The 16,386-nt window shown below is 54.1% G+C and carries 11 protein-coding genes; 8 read left to right on the plus strand and 3 right to left on the minus strand.

Features of this window, described 5'->3' with window-relative positions:
* Nucleotides 1-30 precede the first annotated feature (30 nt).
* Nucleotides 31-939: a LysR family transcriptional regulator gene (locus B4113_RS00085; protein WP_033022665.1), complete on the minus strand. Its 909-nt coding sequence runs from the start codon at nucleotides 937-939 to the stop codon at nucleotides 31-33.
* A 126-nt stretch (nucleotides 940-1,065) separates the two neighbouring features.
* On the opposite strand from B4113_RS00085, the gene gltB reads away from it, so the two are divergent.
* The 5 genes from gltB (at nucleotide 1,066) to B4113_RS00110 (ending at nucleotide 11,397) form a co-directional block, all read left to right on the plus strand.
* Nucleotides 1,066-5,625 (plus strand): glutamate synthase large subunit, encoded by a 4,560-nt coding sequence (gene gltB / locus B4113_RS00090; protein WP_033022661.1) that lies wholly within the window; start codon nucleotides 1,066-1,068, stop codon nucleotides 5,623-5,625.
* Between the two features lie 135 nt (nucleotides 5,626-5,760).
* A complete protein-coding gene (locus tag B4113_RS00095) occupies nucleotides 5,761-7,245 on the plus strand; it encodes a glutamate synthase subunit beta (RefSeq protein WP_033022654.1) in 1,485 nt (494 codons plus the stop codon).
* A gap of 203 nt (nucleotides 7,246-7,448) precedes the next feature.
* Complete coding sequence (locus tag B4113_RS00100) at nucleotides 7,449-8,033, plus strand: phosphatase PAP2 family protein (RefSeq protein WP_033022700.1); 585 nt, start codon at nucleotides 7,449-7,451, stop codon at nucleotides 8,031-8,033.
* A gap of 166 nt (nucleotides 8,034-8,199) precedes the next feature.
* Nucleotides 8,200-8,778, plus strand: a complete 579-nt coding sequence (locus B4113_RS00105; protein WP_061912041.1) for a hypothetical protein — start codon at nucleotides 8,200-8,202, stop codon at nucleotides 8,776-8,778.
* A 528-nt stretch (nucleotides 8,779-9,306) separates the two neighbouring features.
* Nucleotides 9,307-11,397 carry a GDYXXLXY domain-containing protein gene (locus B4113_RS00110; RefSeq protein WP_033844013.1) on the plus strand — a complete coding sequence of 697 codons (2,091 nt, stop codon included), beginning with the start codon at nucleotides 9,307-9,309 and terminating at the stop codon, nucleotides 11,395-11,397.
* 185 nt (nucleotides 11,398-11,582) lie between these two features.
* Here the strand turns inward: B4113_RS00110 and B4113_RS00115 are convergent, their stop codons facing one another.
* Both B4113_RS00115 and B4113_RS00120 read right to left on the minus strand, forming a co-directional pair.
* Nucleotides 11,583-12,455, minus strand: coding sequence for a fructosamine kinase family protein (locus B4113_RS00115; RefSeq protein ID WP_033844012.1), 873 nt, complete (start codon nucleotides 12,453-12,455; stop codon nucleotides 11,583-11,585).
* Nucleotides 12,452-13,180: an NAD-dependent deacylase gene (locus tag B4113_RS00120; protein ID WP_033844011.1), complete on the minus strand. Its 729-nt coding sequence runs from the start codon at nucleotides 13,178-13,180 to the stop codon at nucleotides 12,452-12,454. The genes B4113_RS00115 and B4113_RS00120 overlap by 4 nt, the downstream gene beginning before the upstream one ends.
* A 151-nt stretch (nucleotides 13,181-13,331) precedes the next feature.
* On the opposite strand from B4113_RS00120, the gene B4113_RS00125 reads away from it, so the two are divergent.
* From B4113_RS00125 to B4113_RS00135, 3 genes are all read left to right on the plus strand, one after another.
* Complete coding sequence (locus B4113_RS00125; protein WP_033844940.1) at nucleotides 13,332-13,883, plus strand: DJ-1/PfpI family protein; 552 nt, start codon at nucleotides 13,332-13,334, stop codon at nucleotides 13,881-13,883.
* 227 nt (nucleotides 13,884-14,110) lie between these two features.
* Nucleotides 14,111-15,547 carry an NAD-dependent malic enzyme gene (locus B4113_RS00130; protein ID WP_061912042.1) on the plus strand — a complete coding sequence of 479 codons (1,437 nt, stop codon included), beginning with the start codon at nucleotides 14,111-14,113 and terminating at the stop codon, nucleotides 15,545-15,547.
* 339 nt (nucleotides 15,548-15,886) lie between these two features.
* Nucleotides 15,887-16,237 carry a MurR/RpiR family transcriptional regulator gene (locus B4113_RS00135; protein WP_235597932.1) on the plus strand — a complete coding sequence of 117 codons (351 nt, stop codon included), beginning with the start codon at nucleotides 15,887-15,889 and terminating at the stop codon, nucleotides 16,235-16,237.
* Nucleotides 16,238-16,386 lie beyond the last annotated feature (149 nt).

Genomic DNA, 16,386 nt, shown 5'->3' on the forward strand with positions numbered 1-16,386 from the left:
CATCTCCCCTTCCCTTTTCGTTCGGGCTTCCTACCCAAGCTGATACCGCTCCAGCTCGGAGAAAAAATTTTTCACAAACCGGTAAAACACTTTCACCGACGGGGCGAGCTCGTGATGGTCGGAGATGATGATGCCGACGTTGCGCCGCACTTGCGGAGTTTCGATCGGCACTTTGGCGGCGTAGCGGAGGAGGCTCTCCGACAAGGCGCTTTCCGGCAGCAGAGTGACGCCGATGCCGGCGGAGACGAGCCCTTTAATGGCGTCGAGATCCTCGCCTTCCGAGGAGATGTTCGGGGAAAACCCCGCTTGATGACAGGCGTCGATTAAAATTTGATGCAAAATGTATCCTTTGGGAAACGTGACAAACGGGTCGTGGCGCAGTTCGTTCAACACGATCCGGTCGCGGCGAGCGAGCGGGTGGCTGTTCGGCAAGAGGGCGGCAAACGGTTCGGAAAATAAAATTTCCCCTTTAATGCCCATTTCGCGCGCGGGAATGGGGCCAAGAAAGGCCAAATCAATTTCCCGCTTTTTCACCGCTTCGATTAAATAATAGTACGATCCTTGGCGGAGATGGAACGAGACGTTTGGGTGTTCCGCTTTAAAGGCGGAGATGACCATCGGCATCATATGGCTCGCGAGGCTGGTCGGGAACCCGATTTTAATCGTTCCGCGCTCCGGATCCAAATACTCCTCAATTTGTTGCTTTGCATCCTCAACCGCTTTTAACACCGCTTCGGCGTGCGGCAAAAAATGGCGGCCGATCGGAGTGAGCTTGACGTTCCGTCCTTCCCGTTCAAAGAGCTGGACGCCAAGCTCTGCTTCTAAGTTGGCGATTTGCCGGCTGATCGCCGACTGCGCGACATGAAGGGCATCGGCGGCTTCAGAGACATGTTCGCGCCGGGCGACTTCCACAAAATATTGCAACTGCCGCAGCTCCATTGTTTCCTCTCCTTTTTCATTGATCGCGAAATGAGATCAATTTTATCTAAATTATATATTGTTTATATTAATTTTGAAAACTACAATGAATATTACAGACAATTCGGAACGGGAGGGGAAGGCAGCATGAAACACTACGGATTACCGAAAGCGCAAGGGCTGTATCGTCCGGAATTTGAACATGACGCGTGCGGGATCGGGTTTTATGCGCATTTAAAAGGAAAAGCATCGCATGATGTGATCGAAAAAGCGCTCCATATGCTCCGTCAGCTTGAACATCGGGGCGGGCAGGGAAGCGATCCGGAAACGGGCGACGGCGCGGGCATTATGACGCAAATTCCTCACGAATATTTTCAAGACGTGTGCATTCGGATGAACTTGCCGGAAAAAGGGCGCTATGGGGTCGGGATGTTCTTTTTGCCGGAAAATGAAGAAAAACGGGCGTATTATGAAGCAAAAGTAAATGAAATCATCGCCCAGGAAGGACAACAGCTGCTCGGCTGGCGGACCGTGCCGGTTGACGGCACCAAGCTTGGCAAGCTGGCGCGGCAAAGCCAACCGTTCATTCGTCAAGTGTTTGTCGCGGCAGGGGATGATGCGGCCGATGAGCTGGCGTTTGAACGGAAGCTGTATGTGATCCGCAAACAGTTCGAAAAATGGGTGGAACACAACGAGTGCTATGTAGCGAGCTTCTCGAGCCGGACGATTGTCTATAAAGGGCTGCTTACGCCGGAACAAATCGATGCGTTTTATTTGGATTTGCAGGATGAACGGTTCCGCTCGGCGTTCGCCCTCGTGCACTCGCGCTTCAGCACGAACACGTTCCCAAGCTGGGAGCGGGCCCATCCGAACCGCTATTTGATTCATAACGGCGAGATTAACACGCTCCGCGGCAATGTCAACTGGATGGCGGCGCGCGAGAAGCAATTTGTGTCCGAAACGTTCGGCACCGATTTGGAAAAAGTGTTGCCGATTTTGGATACAAACGGGAGCGACTCGTCGATTTTGGACAATGCGTTTGAATTTTTCGTCCTTGCTGGCCGTAATCCGGCCCATGTGGCGATGATGCTCATTCCGGAACCGTGGTTTTGGGATGAACAAATGGATGACGCGAAAAAGGCGTTTTACGAGTATCATAGCTGTCTCATGGAGCCGTGGGACGGCCCGACGGCGATTTCGTTCACCGACGGCAAGCAAATCGGAGCTATTTTGGACCGGAACGGCTTGCGCCCGGCCCGCTATTACGTCACGAAAGACGATTACATTGTTTTCTCGTCCGAAGTCGGCGTCATTGATATCGATCCGAACAACATTTTATATAAGGAACGGCTGAGCCCGGGGAAAATGTTGCTTGTTGATTTAGAGCAAGGGCGGATCATTTCTGACCAGGAAATTAAAGAAGAAATCGCTCATGAAAAGCCGTATCGCCAATGGATCAATGAGCAAATGATCACGCTTGGCGATCTGGAGATTCCGGAGGACGTCGAAGCGCCGAAGCAGCTTGTCAAACGGCAAAAAGCGTTCGGCTACACGTTTGAAGATGTGGAAAAAACGATTTTGCCGATGGCGACGGAAGGAAAAGACCCGACCGGCGCCATGGGCATGGATGCCCCGTTGGCCGTATTGTCCGAGCGGCCGCAAAGCTTGTTCAACTACTTCAAGCAGCTGTTTGCCCAAGTCACGAACCCGCCGATTGACGCGATTCGCGAGTATGTCGTCACGTCAACGATGACGCTGCTCGGCAAAGAAGGGAACATTTTGCATCCAGACGCCAAAGCGGCGCGGCGCATTCGCCTTGAGACGCCGCTATTGACGAACGAAGAATTGGCCGCGTTAAAAGCCAATCCGTATCCGGAGTTTACATGTGTGGTGCTGCCGACGCTGTTTACGGATGACTTGAAGCAAGCGTTGGATGAGTTGTTTGCCAAAGCGGACGAAGCGATCGCGAACGGGGCAACGCTTCTCGTTTTGTCCGACCGCGGCGTTGATGAGACGCATGTGGCGATTCCGGTGTTGCTGGCGGTGAGCGGGCTTCATCAACACCTGATCCGGAACGGGACGCGCACAAACGTCAGCCTGCTGGTCGAAAGCGGCGAGGCGCGCGAAGTCCATCATTTTGCGGCGCTGATCGGCTACGGGGCGGATGCCATCAACCCGTACTTGGCGCTCGAGACGATCCGCCAGGCGTCCGAAAACGGCGTCATTGCCTTGTCGTACCGTGACGCGGTGAGCACGTATAGGAAGGCGGCTGTTGACGGTGTGGTCAAAGTGATGTCAAAAATGGGCATCTCGACGGTGCAAAGCTACCGCGGTGCGCAAATTTTTGAAGCGGTTGGCATCGGCGACGCCGTCATTGATCAATACTTCACCGGCACCGCCTCGCAAATTGGCGGCATCGGGCTTGAGGAAATCGCCAAAGAGGCGAAAATGCGCCATGAAGCGGCATTTGCCGCCCGGCACGAAGATCATGTGCTCGATACCGGCAGCGAGCTGCAATGGCGGCGCAACGGCGAACATCACGCGTTCAATCCGAAGACGATCCATTTGTTGCAATGGGCGTGCCGGAAAAATGATTACAATCTTTATAAGCAATATTCGAAACTGGCCAATGAAGAACAGTTGACGTTCTTGCGCAACTTGTTCGACTTCGATCCGAACCGGACGCCGGTGCCGATTGACGAAGTCGAGCCGGTCGAGTCGATTGTCCGCCGCTTCAAAACCGGAGCGATGTCGTTTGGCTCGATCAGCCAAGAGGCGCATGAGGCGTTGGCGATTGCCATGAACCGGATCGGTGGAAAAAGCAACAGCGGTGAAGGCGGGGAAGATCCGGCTCGCTATGTGAAGGACGAAAACGGCGACTGGCGCCGCAGCGCGATCAAGCAGGTCGCTTCCGGGCGTTTTGGCGTGAAAAGTCATTATTTGGTCAACGCCGACGAATTGCAAATTAAAATGGCCCAAGGTGCAAAACCAGGCGAAGGCGGGCAGCTTCCGGCCAACAAAGTGTACCCGTGGGTCGGCAAAGTGCGCGGCTCGACGCCGGGGGTGGAGCTCATTTCTCCGCCGCCGCACCATGACATTTACTCGATCGAAGATTTGGCTCAGCTCATTTACGACTTAAAAAATGCGAACAAAGACGCGCGCATCAGCGTTAAGCTCGTCGCCAAAGCGGGCGTCGGCACGATTGCGGCCGGCGTGGCGAAAGGGAACGCCGATGTCATCGTCATCAGCGGTTATGACGGTGGCACGGGCGCGTCGCCGAAGACGAGCATTAAGCACGCAGGGCTTCCATGGGAGCTCGGTTTGGCGGAAACACACCAGACGCTGATGCTCAACGGCTTGCGCGACCGCGTCGTGTTGGAAACCGACGGCAAACTGATGACCGGCCGCGACGTTGTGATGGCGGCGCTGTTTGGCGCCGAGGAATTTGGGTTTGCGACGGCGCCGCTCGTCGTGTTGGGCTGCGTCATGATGCGCGTTTGCCATCTGGATACATGTCCGGTCGGGGTGGCGACGCAAAATCCGGAGCTGCGCAAAAAATTTACCGGCCAACCGGAACATGTCGTCAACTTCATGTATTTTGTCGCTCAGGAAGTGCGGGAGATCATGGCCGAGCTCGGCTTCCGCACGATCGACGAGATGGTGGGCCGCGTCGATGTGCTGACAGTGAGTGAGCGGGCGAAAACGCATTGGAAAGCGAAACATCTCGACTTGTCGCGCCTGCTGCACCAAGTCGACGGCCCGCGCACTTGCGGCCAAGGACAAACCCATCGCATGGAAGAAACGCTTGACTATACGACGATTTTGCCGGCGGTGCAGCCGGCGCTCGAAAACCGGGAGCCGGTTGCGCTTGAACTTACGATCCGCAACGTCCATCGGACGGTCGGAGCGATGACCGGCAGCGAAATTTCGAAACGGTACGGCGAAGAAGGATTGCCGGATGATACGATCCGCCTCCGCTTCACCGGATCGGCAGGGCAGAGCTTCGCGGCGTTTGTGCCGAAAGGGATGACGCTCGAGCTTGTCGGCGACGCGAACGATTACGTCGGCAAGGGACTCTCCGGCGGCAAAGTGATCGTCCGTCCGCCGGATGAGGCGCCGTTTGCGGCAGCGGACAACGTCATTATCGGCAACGTCGCCTTCTACGGAGCGACGGGCGGCGAGGCGTATATTCGCGGCCGCGCCGGCGAGCGGTTCTGCGTGCGCAACAGCGGCGTCCATGCCGTTGTCGAGGGCGTCGGCGACCACGGCTGTGAGTACATGACCGGCGGCCGTGTCGTCATCCTCGGCTCGGTCGGCAAAAACTTCGCCGCTGGCATGTCGGGGGGCATCGCCTACGTTCTCGCTGATGAAGATAGCTGGACGCAAGCAGCCAACCTTGAGCTCGTTTCCTTGGAACGGCTCGAGAATGAGGAAGAAATTCGCGCCGTCCGCCGGATGATCGAAAACCATTTCCGCTATACCGGGAGTCCGCGGGCCTCGCTCGTGCTTGACGAGTGGGACGCTTATGTGAAACGGTTTGTTAAAGTCATTCCGCACAACTACAAACTGATGGTGGAAACGATTCAAGCGCTCGAACAATCCGGGCTTTCGTATGATGAAGCTGCCATGGCGGCGTTTGAAACGGTGGCGAAACAGAAAAAAGCGGCTGCCGCCAACGCTCCAATGTTGCAAGCGGCCGCAAAGTAGTCCCGCTTTTTCGGTCGGCTGCGCATGGCGGCGCCGCTTCGGCCCCGCGCCGCCGCGGGGCTCGCTTTTTGGCTGCCAAACAGGCGGGAAGGATAGAGCGGAGAGAAGAGAGGACGCAGAAGGAGGGGAACCGTCGTGGGAAAAGCAACGGGGTTTATGGAATATGCTCGCGAGGAAGAAAAAAAGCGCGACCCGCTTTCCCGTCTTGACGATTGGAAGGAATATACAAAGCCGTTTTCCGAAGACGTGTTGGCGCGCCAAGGAGCTCGCTGTATGGATTGCGGCACGCCGTTTTGCCATATGGGATTGGAGCTGAACGGTCTCACCTCGGGGTGCCCGGTGCACAACTTCATTCCGGAATGGAACGATTTAGTGTACCGCGGCCGTTGGAAAGAAGCGCTCGATCGGCTCTTGAAAACGAACAACTTTCCAGAGTTTACGGGCCGCGTCTGTCCGGCGCCGTGCGAAGGATCGTGTACGGTGGCCATTTCCGACCCAGCGGTGGCGATCAAAGGAATCGAACGGGCCATTATTGATAAAGGGTTTGCCGAAGGTTGGGTGAAACCGCGCATCCCGAAAACGCGCACCGGAAAAAAGGTGGCCATCGTCGGCTCCGGCCCGGCCGGGCTCGCCTGTGCCGACCAGCTTAACCAAGCCGGCCATTCGGTGACGGTGTACGAGCGGGCCGATCGCATCGGCGGCTTGTTGATGTACGGGATCCCGAACATGAAGCTGGAAAAAGACATCGTCGAACGGCGAGTGCGGCTGCTTGAAGAAGAGGGCATCACCTTTGTTGTAAACACCGAAGTCGGCAAAGATATTACCGCCGATGAGCTGCGCGCTCAATACGATGCCGTTGTGTTGTGCGTTGGGGCGCAAAAGCAGCGCGATTTGGCCATTGAAGGTCGGGAGCTTACAGGCGTTCATTTTGCTATGGATTATTTAACAGGCGTCACGAAAAGTTTGCTCGATTCGAATTTTGCCGACGGTCAGTTTATTGACGCCAAGGACAAACGTGTCATCGTCATCGGCGGCGGCGACACGGGGGCTGACTGTGTGGCGACCGCGCTGCGCCAAGGCTGCAAAAGCGTCGTCCAGTTTGGCAAACACCCGGCGTTGCCGGACAAGCGCCCAGACGATAACCCGTGGCCGCAATATCCGCTCGTGTTCACGCTTGATTATGCGTATGAGGAAGCGAAGGCGAAATTCGGGGCAGACCCGCGCCAATATTGCATTCAAACGAAAAAAATCGTAGGCGACGAGCACGGCCGGGTGAAAGAACTGCATACGGTTCAAATGGAAAAAATCATTGATGAAAACGGCAAAGCGACCTTTCAAGAAATTCCGGGGACGAAGCAAGTATGGCCGTGCGATTTGGTGTTCATCGCGATTGGCTTCGAAGGTCCTGAACAGCTACTGTTGCAGCAGTTTGGTGTGGAAACGGTCAACAATAAAGTGAAAGCTCCGTACGGTAAATATACGACAAACATTGAAGGCGTGTTTGCGGCCGGCGACGCCCGCCGCGGCCAAAGCCTGATCGTTTGGGCGATTCACGAAGGCCGGGGGGCGGCCCGTGAAGTGGACCGGTTCCTGATGGGAGAGACGAAGCTGCCGTCGTAACGGTTGTTTCCTCCTTAAAAAGTGCTGCTTTTTAAGGAGGATTTTTCTTTTGTTCGTAAAAATATTATTGAGAAACTTTCAATGTTTCTTTTGGGTTTCATCTCCATACAAATCTATTTGACGATCTCGTAGTGGACAACCGACTGATGCGGTTGTGAGGAAGCATCGACAAGGAGTGAGTCAGAGTGAACCGACGGTTATGGATGATAGCGGCTGTCGGCGCGGTCTTTTTTTTGGCTGTTTGGGCAAGCGTGGCCGCCGGGGTGACAAAGGCGGCTGACGAAGGTGGGCTGCAGCTGTTTGATTCATGGCAATGGCTCGATCCGTTTACGTTTCTCGGCAATGGGAAAACAATAGGCATCATCAGTGTGATGCTTGTTATTGGTTTATGGTTTTTCCGCCGCGATGTCTATGGAATGGTGTTGGTGGTCGTCGCTGTTGGTGGGGGGTATGGCATCAATGAATGGATCAAGCATGTGGTTGGGCGGGAGCGCCCGCCGCATTCCGAGATCGGAGGATTCAGTTTTCCGAGCGGCCACGCGATGATCGGGACGATTTATTTGTTGCTTTTGGCGTATTTTTTGGCGCAAACGCGCACAAAGCGCGGGGAGCGGGCGGCCATTTACGGCGTGTTTGCGACGCTGGCGCTCTTAACCGGCTTAAGCCGGCTAAGCTTGCAAGTGCATTATCCGTCTGATGTGCTTGGCGGGTTTGTGCTTGGCGGCGCTTACTTGTCGGCCTGCCTTGCTCTTTATCGGATGTCGATTCATCGAGGCGACCGTTGGTAGCTGATCATCAAAAAATCACTTTTGCCCCATAGTGATTTGATGATGAAGCCGATTCATCGGCTTGATCTAGCGTCTCGTCTTGTCGAAAAGGCGCAGAAAATCTCTTTTTCTATACTATGACGTTGTGTGGGACCATGATACAATGGAGGAAAGGAGGTGAGAAACGATGAGTCAAGCCGAACTCGTGCAACTAATGGCTGAATTGCTTGACCAAAAGTTGAATCCGATCCACATGCGGCTCGATCGGATCGAAGGCGATGTTCGGGCCCTTCAAGAAGGACAAGCGCGTTTGGAAATTGAGATCCAAGCGCTGAAAGAAGGACAGGCGCGCTTGGAAGGTGAAGTGCAGTTGTTGCAAGAGGGACAAGCCCGCTTGGAACAGCGGCTTGACCGAGTAGAAGAGGATGTGCGCACATTAAAAGCGGACATGGACATGGTCAAGGGCGATGTGCAAACGTTGAAAGTGGACATGGACATGGTCAAGGGCGATGTGCAAACGTTGAAAGAAGGACAGCAACGGCTTGAAGTGAAAGTTGAACGGGTCGAAGAAAAAGTGGACAACCTTGCAACAGAAATGCGGAGCCACTTTCGCCACATCGAGAACATGCTTCATAAGCATCAGGCCGCTCTTGATCTGGCTTCGCGCGAATTCTCTTCCAAGCAAACATCCATCGATTATTTGATAAAAAAGGTGGCCGAGCATGATATGGAAATTTTCCACTTAAAACATCATCTCCAACTGTAATGTTCTTCATCGCAAGCAGGAACCGAGAAGACCGGTGACAAACAACCGCTGGAAAACAAAACGGAGAAAGAGGGTGGTGTTTTCGGCAGTGTCAGCTTAAGAAGCGCTGTTGGAGCACCACCCTATCCGCGAGCCTTCTAGAAGGGTGGTGATTTCGTGCAAAATACCGCTGAGTTCCACCCATTTCTCAATGAGAGAAACCTCGCAGAATCAGCTTTCTTCTCTGAATGAAAATGTCGCAAATTGGTGGTGACAGCAGTTTTTCACCAGCCTTCTAGAGGGCTGGCGAAAAACGGTTGTTTCTTTTGAGCAATGGGGGAGCGTTTGAAAGACGATCCTGATGCGACAAGGCTTTTCTATTTGAGAAACGAGGTTGGTAAGCGACCTGCTCCCTTAAATCACCGGCATCCTAGCGGACCGGCAGCGGCTGGAAACGTGCGAGGAAATAACGCGTATTTTCAACGGTCTTCTAGACAGCTTTTTCTGCATATATTTTATAGAAAAAATCATTGACAAGGGGGAAGCGATATGGCGGCCCGGATCGTGAAAACAGGGTATGCGTTAGCGTTTTTGTGCATCATTGCCGGCATCGTGTATTTTTTTGCCGCCAACTGGCCGGAGATGGGGCGAGAGGCGAAAGTCGGAATCAGTATCGGCATGATGGCGGGGTTTTATGGAGCAAGCGCTGCTTTGGCGGGCCGCCATCGCTTTTTAGGGCGCTGGATGTTGATCGGTGGGGTGTTGTCGTTTGGCATCTCATTGGCGTTAGTAGGACAAATTTATAATTCTCACGCCGACAGTTATTGGTTGTTCCTCATTTGGCTGGCGCCGACAGCGTTGTTGGCGCGGCTGACGAAAGATCCGGCGCTTTCGGTCATCGCTGTCGTGCTGCTGCAACTTGCTTGCTGGTTTTATTATTTTCCTTCCGCTTACCATATCGAGTGGACGGAATGGGCATCGTTTGGCTGGCTGCTTCTGTTCGCTGTAGTCAACGGCGCGCTCGTTCGCTTCAGCCGTTCGCCTTGGACAGCGTATCCCGCGTATGCGGCGATGCACGGCTGGCTGCTTGTCATCGGCATCACCGGCTTTTCGTACGGGCGCGATGTTTGGTGGCCGTACGTGTATGCGGCGCTGCTTGTCGGGCTGCTTTACTACTTTTTCTCGGTTGCCAAACAGCGTGGCTATGGTTTGCTGACGAGTTTGTTTGCCGGCTTGTTTTTGTTCATTCAATACCACCGTTTGCTGGTGGATCATTTTGAAACATGGCTGCTTCTCCTCGGACTTGTCGTTGCCACCATCGTCCTGTACGGCGGGGTCGTCTTTTTGCGCCGGGCCGGAGTGTTTTCGGCGAGAACGCGGGCCGGGAAATGGTTTTTGGCTGCGTTTCAAGCGGTGATTACGCTCGCAGCTTCGTCGTTGGCCATATCGAGTTTGCTCGGCTTGTATTTTCTGTGGGCGGACACGTGGTCGCCGTATGTGCTGTTTTTCCTTTCGATCTTTGGATTGGTGCTTCCGGCTTGGCTCGGCCGCCGTTGGAACGCCGTTGTTCGTTATACGCTGCTCGCGGTCGGTTATGGGCTTGGCTGGACGGTGACGTGGGAACTGTCGACGGTGGTGTTGGTTCTTTATATCGCCGTGCTCGCCGTGGGAGTGATCCGTGTCCCGGAGCGCGGGATGCAGCGGTTGACGACGGTTGCGTTGACGCTTTATTTGTATGTAGTGCTTGATGGGAACATGGAGAATGGACGGGTGGAGCTGTTGCTGCTCGCCCTATGGAACGGGGCGTTGTACGCGTACAGTCGATGGAGAGGGAAGACGGCCGCGACCCCGCTCGTGCTGGCGCTTAGTTCGCTCGGGATTGCGACAAGTGTTCACATCTCCGAACCTGATGGGCTTTATATGGCGTTCAATCTCGCTATGGTGGCGGTGCTCGCCTTTTTCTTGTTTCAACGACGGCGCCGCGAGCGGACCATTGCTTGGGGGTATACCATTCTTTATTTTGTGCTCAAATATTATGAGCTGGCGTGGAACTTGCTCCATAAATCGGTCAGTTTGTTGGCGGCTGGGGTGGTGTTGCTCGCTTGGGCTGTTTGGCTGGAAAAACGGAATCGGCTTCATTTCCCTAGGGAGGCGGTGTGGCCTCGAAACGTTTCCTTCGGTGTCCTGTTGATCGTTGTTGCCCAATTTCTGTTTACCGGATATACCGTATGGGAGAAAGAACGGCTATTGCGAGACGGACAGTTGGTCAAATTAGCGCTCGAGCCGGTGGATCCGCGTTCTGTGCTGCAAGGGGATTATATCCGGCTTCGCTATGACATTTCTACGATCTCGTCTCTGGATGGAAACGGCAAGGTGAAAGTTGCGCTGCGAAAGGGACCGGATGGGGTGCACCGCTTTGCTGGGGTGTACGCCGTGAATGGGGAAGAATGGCCCGGATTTAAGCGGCAACAAGGGGATATTTTGATTAACGGCACTTTTTATAGTACGCAAGTCGTATACGGGATTGAATCGTATTTCGTGCCGGAACAAAGCGGGGAACGGTGGCGGGATGCCCGCTTCGCTTATGTGCGTGTCAGCCGAAACGGCGATGCGCTGCTTGAAAAGATCGGCGCAGAATAAGCGAACTGGGGAGCGGGCCTGCTTGAGCGTCCGCTCCTTATCGACATACAGGCGGTGTTTTCGCAAACAGGGCTGTTCGTATGGACAACTGGGTCAACGGCACGTACCATGTGACAAGTTTAGGAAAAGTCAACGGCAGCACGCTCGTGTTGCGTCCGGAATGAGCGGTCAAGTCAAGCGGGGGGTTACTCCCCCGCATAACGTTCAAGCACGCGGTCGACGGATCGGCCATACGATTCGCCAAACAGATTCAAATGCACGAGTAAATAAAACAGCTGGTAAAGCGGTTTTCGTTCATGATACTCCGGAGTAAGGGGCATCAGCTCTTGATAGCTTGCATAAAACCGAGCGGGAAAGCCGCCAAACAGCTCGGTGAACGCGATCTCCAACTCATAATGACCGTAAAACACGGACGGGTCGATCAAATAAGGAGCTCCGCCGGGACCCGGAAGCCAGTTGCCGCCCCATAAGTCGCCGTGCAACAACGACGGAAAACAATCGTTTGGAATCCAGCGGTCAAGCCGCTCAAGCAGCCGCTCCAACTTTCTTTGTCGCTCGGCGGGCAGGAGGCCGTTTGCTGCCGCCCGTTTCATTTGCGGGGCGAGCCGGGCATCGCGGTAATAGTCAAGCCAGCGGCCGTACCAGCCGTTTCGTTGTGGCAGCGTCCCGATATATGTATCGTGGTCGAGCCCGAACGCCGGCCCGCGGCATCGATGGAGGCGGGCGAGGCCGCGCCCGAGCTGTTTGGCCGTCTGCGCTGTTTCTGTTCCTTCGATCCACTCGAGGACAAGCCAGCCCCATCCGTTTGCTTCCCCGACGCCAAAGACAGCTGGGATGTGGATGGCGTCCGCTTGGCGAAGCCGTTCCAACCCTGCTTGTTCGGCGGTGAAAAAGCCGGCTGGCGGAAAGCGCTGCATTTTGATGAAATACGTTTGCTTGCCGCTTTGGACGCGGTAGGCGTCATTGATGTCGCCGCCGGATACGCGCCGCCAATGGCGGATTTGTGAATCATCGCCGATTGAGCAAAGCGCCTCTTGGAACATCGCTTCCCGGTTCATGACGTTCCTCCCGTCAGCTGTTCGTTAAGTTCTTTCAGCACGTCGCCAATTTTCCGTTGCTGGATGACGGCGTCAGCGAGATCATCAAGTTCTGTCGGTTCCCAATTGATGATGACGAGTTTGGCGCCGTTTCGTTTGGCGACAAGCGGCAGTTGGTTCGCCGGCGCTACTTGCAAGGATGAGCCGAGCACAAGGAACAAGTCCGCTTGGCGGGCGGCTTCCCACGCTGCATTGATGGCATTCTCCGGCAGCGGCTCGCCAAACAATACGACCGATGGACGCAAAACACCGCCGCATTCGCACGTCAACACACCGTGCAAATAGACAAAGCTAGGCTTTGATTGCCCGCACCGCTGACAATGGACGGTTCGGAGCGAGCCATGCAGTTCGATGACGCATCGGCTGCCGGCTTGTTGATGAAATCCATCGACGTTTTGCGTCACAATCGTCTGCACGATTCCGCGCTGCTCCCAGTCGGCGAGCAGGCGATGTCCATCATGCGGCTGGCATTGCTGCAAGGTGCGGATGCGGTATTGGTAAAACTTGAAAAACGACTCGCGGCGGCGGTACAACGCATCGATGGTAGCGAGTTCGCTCGGGTTAAAACGCGCCCACAGCCCGGTGCGCGGCGAACGGAAATCCGGCAGCCCGCTTTCGGTCGACATGCCGGCGCCGGTAAGCACCACCGTTCGGCGCGATTCGGCGAGCCAAGAGGCAATGGTCATGGTTGATTCCTCCTTGATCATGCGCTTTTTCCTCGTTAAAGCTTCACACGAACCCTTTTTCTATTGATTCGACAATCATTTTGCTTTTCCTTTCCGTCCGTTTCCATTATGATAAAAGAGAAGGAAAAAATGGACAAGGGGGGCGAGAATGATGAGCAAAAAAGTGTTGATCATCACCGGCGACGCTGTTGAGGCGCTGGAGGTGTATTATCCGTATTATCGTTTGTTGGAGGAAGGGCATGACGTAACGATTGCCGCGCCGAAGAAAAAGAAACTGCACACCGTTGTCCATGATTTTGCCGACTGGGATACGTACGTGGAAAAACAAGCCTATTTGATCGACGCCCATGCCTCGTTTGCCGAGATCGACCCGACCGAATACGATGCGTTAGTCATTCCGGGCGGGCGGGCGCCGGAATACATTCGCCTTGATGAAAACGTGCAGCGCATCGTCCGTCATTTCTTTGAGGCGAATAAGCCGATCGCGGCGATTTGCCATGCTTCGCTCATTTTTGAGACGATGCCAGAGGTGCTGAAAGGGCGGAGCTTGACGGCGTATATCGCTTGCAAACCGGGGGTTGAAGCGCTCGGAGCGACGTATGTGTCCGACCGTACGGTGCATGTCGACGGCAACCTTGTTTCCGCCCATGCGTGGCCGGATTTGCCGGCGTTTATGCGCGAGTTTCTCCGCCTGCTTCAATAGCGGAAAGGCAGCGGTCTTCCTGCATCCGGGAAGGCCGCTTTTTTTCGTGAAACTCCTACCGACTGATGCAGCCAAAGTAGGCTTATTTCTGCGCTGGCCGCTTTGCCTGTCACGCCAGCATCCGTTTGGCTTGTTCGAACCATAAGGGTTGTCTTTTTGGCGCTCATAAGATAACATTTGTACCGTAGACCATTTACAAAATATAGAGAAAAGGAAGGACGATAGGTATGGCATTACCAGGCGGGGCAGCGATGAACATTACGATTCGTCTTCAGTTTGAAAAAGACCGCGTCTCTTTTAGCGATATCGCCGCGGCGATCGGCAAGGCGGGCGGAGACATCGTCGGGATTGACGTCATCTCATCAAGCAAAGTCCATACGGTGCGCGACATCACCGTCAGTGCGCTTGATACGAAACAGTGCGATTTGATCATCGAAGCGCTGAAACGGATTCAGGGCGTCAAAATTGTGAACGTTTCCGACCGCACGTTTTTGATGCATATCGGGGGGAAAATTGAAACCAGCTCGAAAATTCCGGTGAAAACGCGCGATGATTTGTCGCGGGTGTATACGCCGGGCGTGGCGCGCGTTTGCACGGCCATCGCTGAAGATCCGCGCAAAGCGTATTCGCTGACGATTAAACGGAATACGGTCGCCGTCGTCTCGGATGGCACAGCGGTGCTCGGGCTTGGCGACATCGGCCCGTATGCGGCGATGCCGGTCATGGAAGGGAAGGCGATGCTGTTTAAGGAGTTTGCCGGCGTCGATGCGTTTCCGATTTGCTTGGACACGAAAGACACGGAAGAGATTATTCAAATTGTGAAAGCGATCGCTCCGGCATTCGGCGGCATCAACTTGGAAGACATTTCGGCACCGCGTTGTTTTGAAATTGAAAAGCGATTGAAAGAAGAGTTGGACATTCCGGTGTTCCATGATGATCAACATGGCACGGCGGTCGTGCTGCTCGCCGGATTGCTCAATGCCTTGAAAATTGTTGATAAAAAGCTGGAAGACATTAAGGTCGTCTTAACCGGCATTGGCGCGGCCGGCATTGCTTGCACGAAAATTTTGCTTGCCGCTGGCGTGCGCAACATTATCGGGGTGGACCGCCACGGCGCCATCCACCGCGACGAAACGTACGACAATCCGTATTGGCAAGAATATGCGCAAATGACGAATCCAGATAATCTGAAAGGAAGCTTGTCGGATGTCATCGCCGGCGCAGATGTGTTTATCGGCGTTTCCGCCCCCGGCATTTTGAAAGTCGAAGACGTGAAAAAAATGGCGCGTGACCCAATCGTGTTCGCGATGGCCAATCCGGTGCCGGAAATCGATCCAGAGCTGGCCGAGCCGCACGTGCGCGTAATGGCGACCGGACGTTCCGACTATCCGAACCAAATCAACAACGTCCTTTGCTTCCCCGGCATCTTCCGCGGTGCATTGGACTGCCGGGCGAAAGAAATTAACGAAGAAATGAAGCTCGCCGCTGCCAAAGCGATTGCTTCGGTGGTCACCGAGGACGAATTGAATGAAACGTATATCATTCCAAGCGTCTTTAACAGCAAAGTCGTGGAACGCGTCCGTCAGGCGGTGATTGAAGCGGCTTACCGCACCGGCGTTGCCCGGAAAGACAACATCCCGGTTGGTGGGTATACAGGACAATAAAGAAACAAATACAACGAGCTGATGAACGGTTTCCTTTGATTAGGAAGCCGTTTTTTTTGGCTGCAGGAGTGTTTCAGCCGCGGCTGTTGGGGGCCAAATCTAGTTTAGAGATAGAAAATCAAGCGCTTAAGGGGTGAATGGACGATGATCGATCAATATTTCCAAAAAGTGAACGAACGCTTGGAACTCGTTTTGAAACATGAGAAGGGCAATCTAAAAAAAGCCGCTTATATAGTAAGTGAAGCCATTCAAAAAGTCGGAAACAAGCGTTATAGCCAACCGCCATCGGTTCTTGCTAAAATAGTAGCAAACGAGAAGACGGTGGGGGATGGGAGACCGATGCGGTTTGACGAACGGGTGCGGCTGTATGCCGATAAGCTGAACGATACGGATGAGCAAATTGTCGATTACATTATCAAACACCGTGAGGAGATCGCCGACATTCCGATTCAAAAAATGGCGGAAGCGCTTTATACAGTGCCGAACACGATCGTCCGGTTTGCCAAAAAATTACGATATAAAGGGTTTGCAGAACTAAAGGCAGCGTTGGCGCTCGAGCAGCGGGATGAGACGGCGATCAAGGCGGACGGAAAAACGGTCATCGAAAAAACAAAAAAGTTGATCGATGAGCAGCTCATCGACGAAGCCGAACGAAGTGCAAACCGCACTCATTGTCGATCAACAGCATGAATAACCATCAAAGCTGGGGCGAAACGCCTCAGCTTCTTTTTTTATAACAAAACATTGAGGTTCTCTTCTGTTTTGTCACACAGCTGTAACAATTGTTAAACGAAACGGCCGAAATGAGAGGCTGTCAACTCCTTTTTTGCAAGAAAAAT

It is taken from the genome of Geobacillus sp. B4113_201601 (genome assembly GCF_001587475.1).
Lineage (GTDB): Bacteria > Bacillota > Bacilli > Bacillales > Anoxybacillaceae > Geobacillus > Geobacillus icigianus.

What these genes read in the sequence shown, in the direction of transcription:
- B4113_RS00085 (WP_033022665.1), bottom strand. Translation starts at nt 939, where the DNA reads ATGGAGCTGCGGCAGTTGCAATATTTTGTGGAAGTCGCCCGGCGCGAA.
- gltB (WP_033022661.1), top strand. Translation starts at nt 1,066, where the DNA reads ATGAAACACTACGGATTACCGAAAGCGCAAGGGCTGTATCGTCCGGAA.
- B4113_RS00100 (WP_033022700.1), top strand. Translation starts at nt 7,449, where the DNA reads ATGATAGCGGCTGTCGGCGCGGTCTTTTTTTTGGCTGTTTGGGCAAGC.
- B4113_RS00105 (WP_061912041.1), top strand. Translation starts at nt 8,200, where the DNA reads ATGAGTCAAGCCGAACTCGTGCAACTAATGGCTGAATTGCTTGACCAA.
- B4113_RS00110 (WP_033844013.1), top strand. Translation starts at nt 9,307, where the DNA reads ATGGCGGCCCGGATCGTGAAAACAGGGTATGCGTTAGCGTTTTTGTGC.
- B4113_RS00115 (WP_033844012.1), bottom strand. Translation starts at nt 12,455, where the DNA reads ATGAACCGGGAAGCGATGTTCCAAGAGGCGCTTTGCTCAATCGGCGAT.
- B4113_RS00120 (WP_033844011.1), bottom strand. Translation starts at nt 13,180, where the DNA reads ATGACCATTGCCTCTTGGCTCGCCGAATCGCGCCGAACGGTGGTGCTT.
- B4113_RS00125 (WP_033844940.1), top strand. Translation starts at nt 13,332, where the DNA reads ATGAGCAAAAAAGTGTTGATCATCACCGGCGACGCTGTTGAGGCGCTG.
- B4113_RS00130 (WP_061912042.1), top strand. Translation starts at nt 14,111, where the DNA reads ATGGCATTACCAGGCGGGGCAGCGATGAACATTACGATTCGTCTTCAG.
- B4113_RS00135 (WP_235597932.1), top strand. Translation starts at nt 15,887, where the DNA reads ATGCGGTTTGACGAACGGGTGCGGCTGTATGCCGATAAGCTGAACGAT.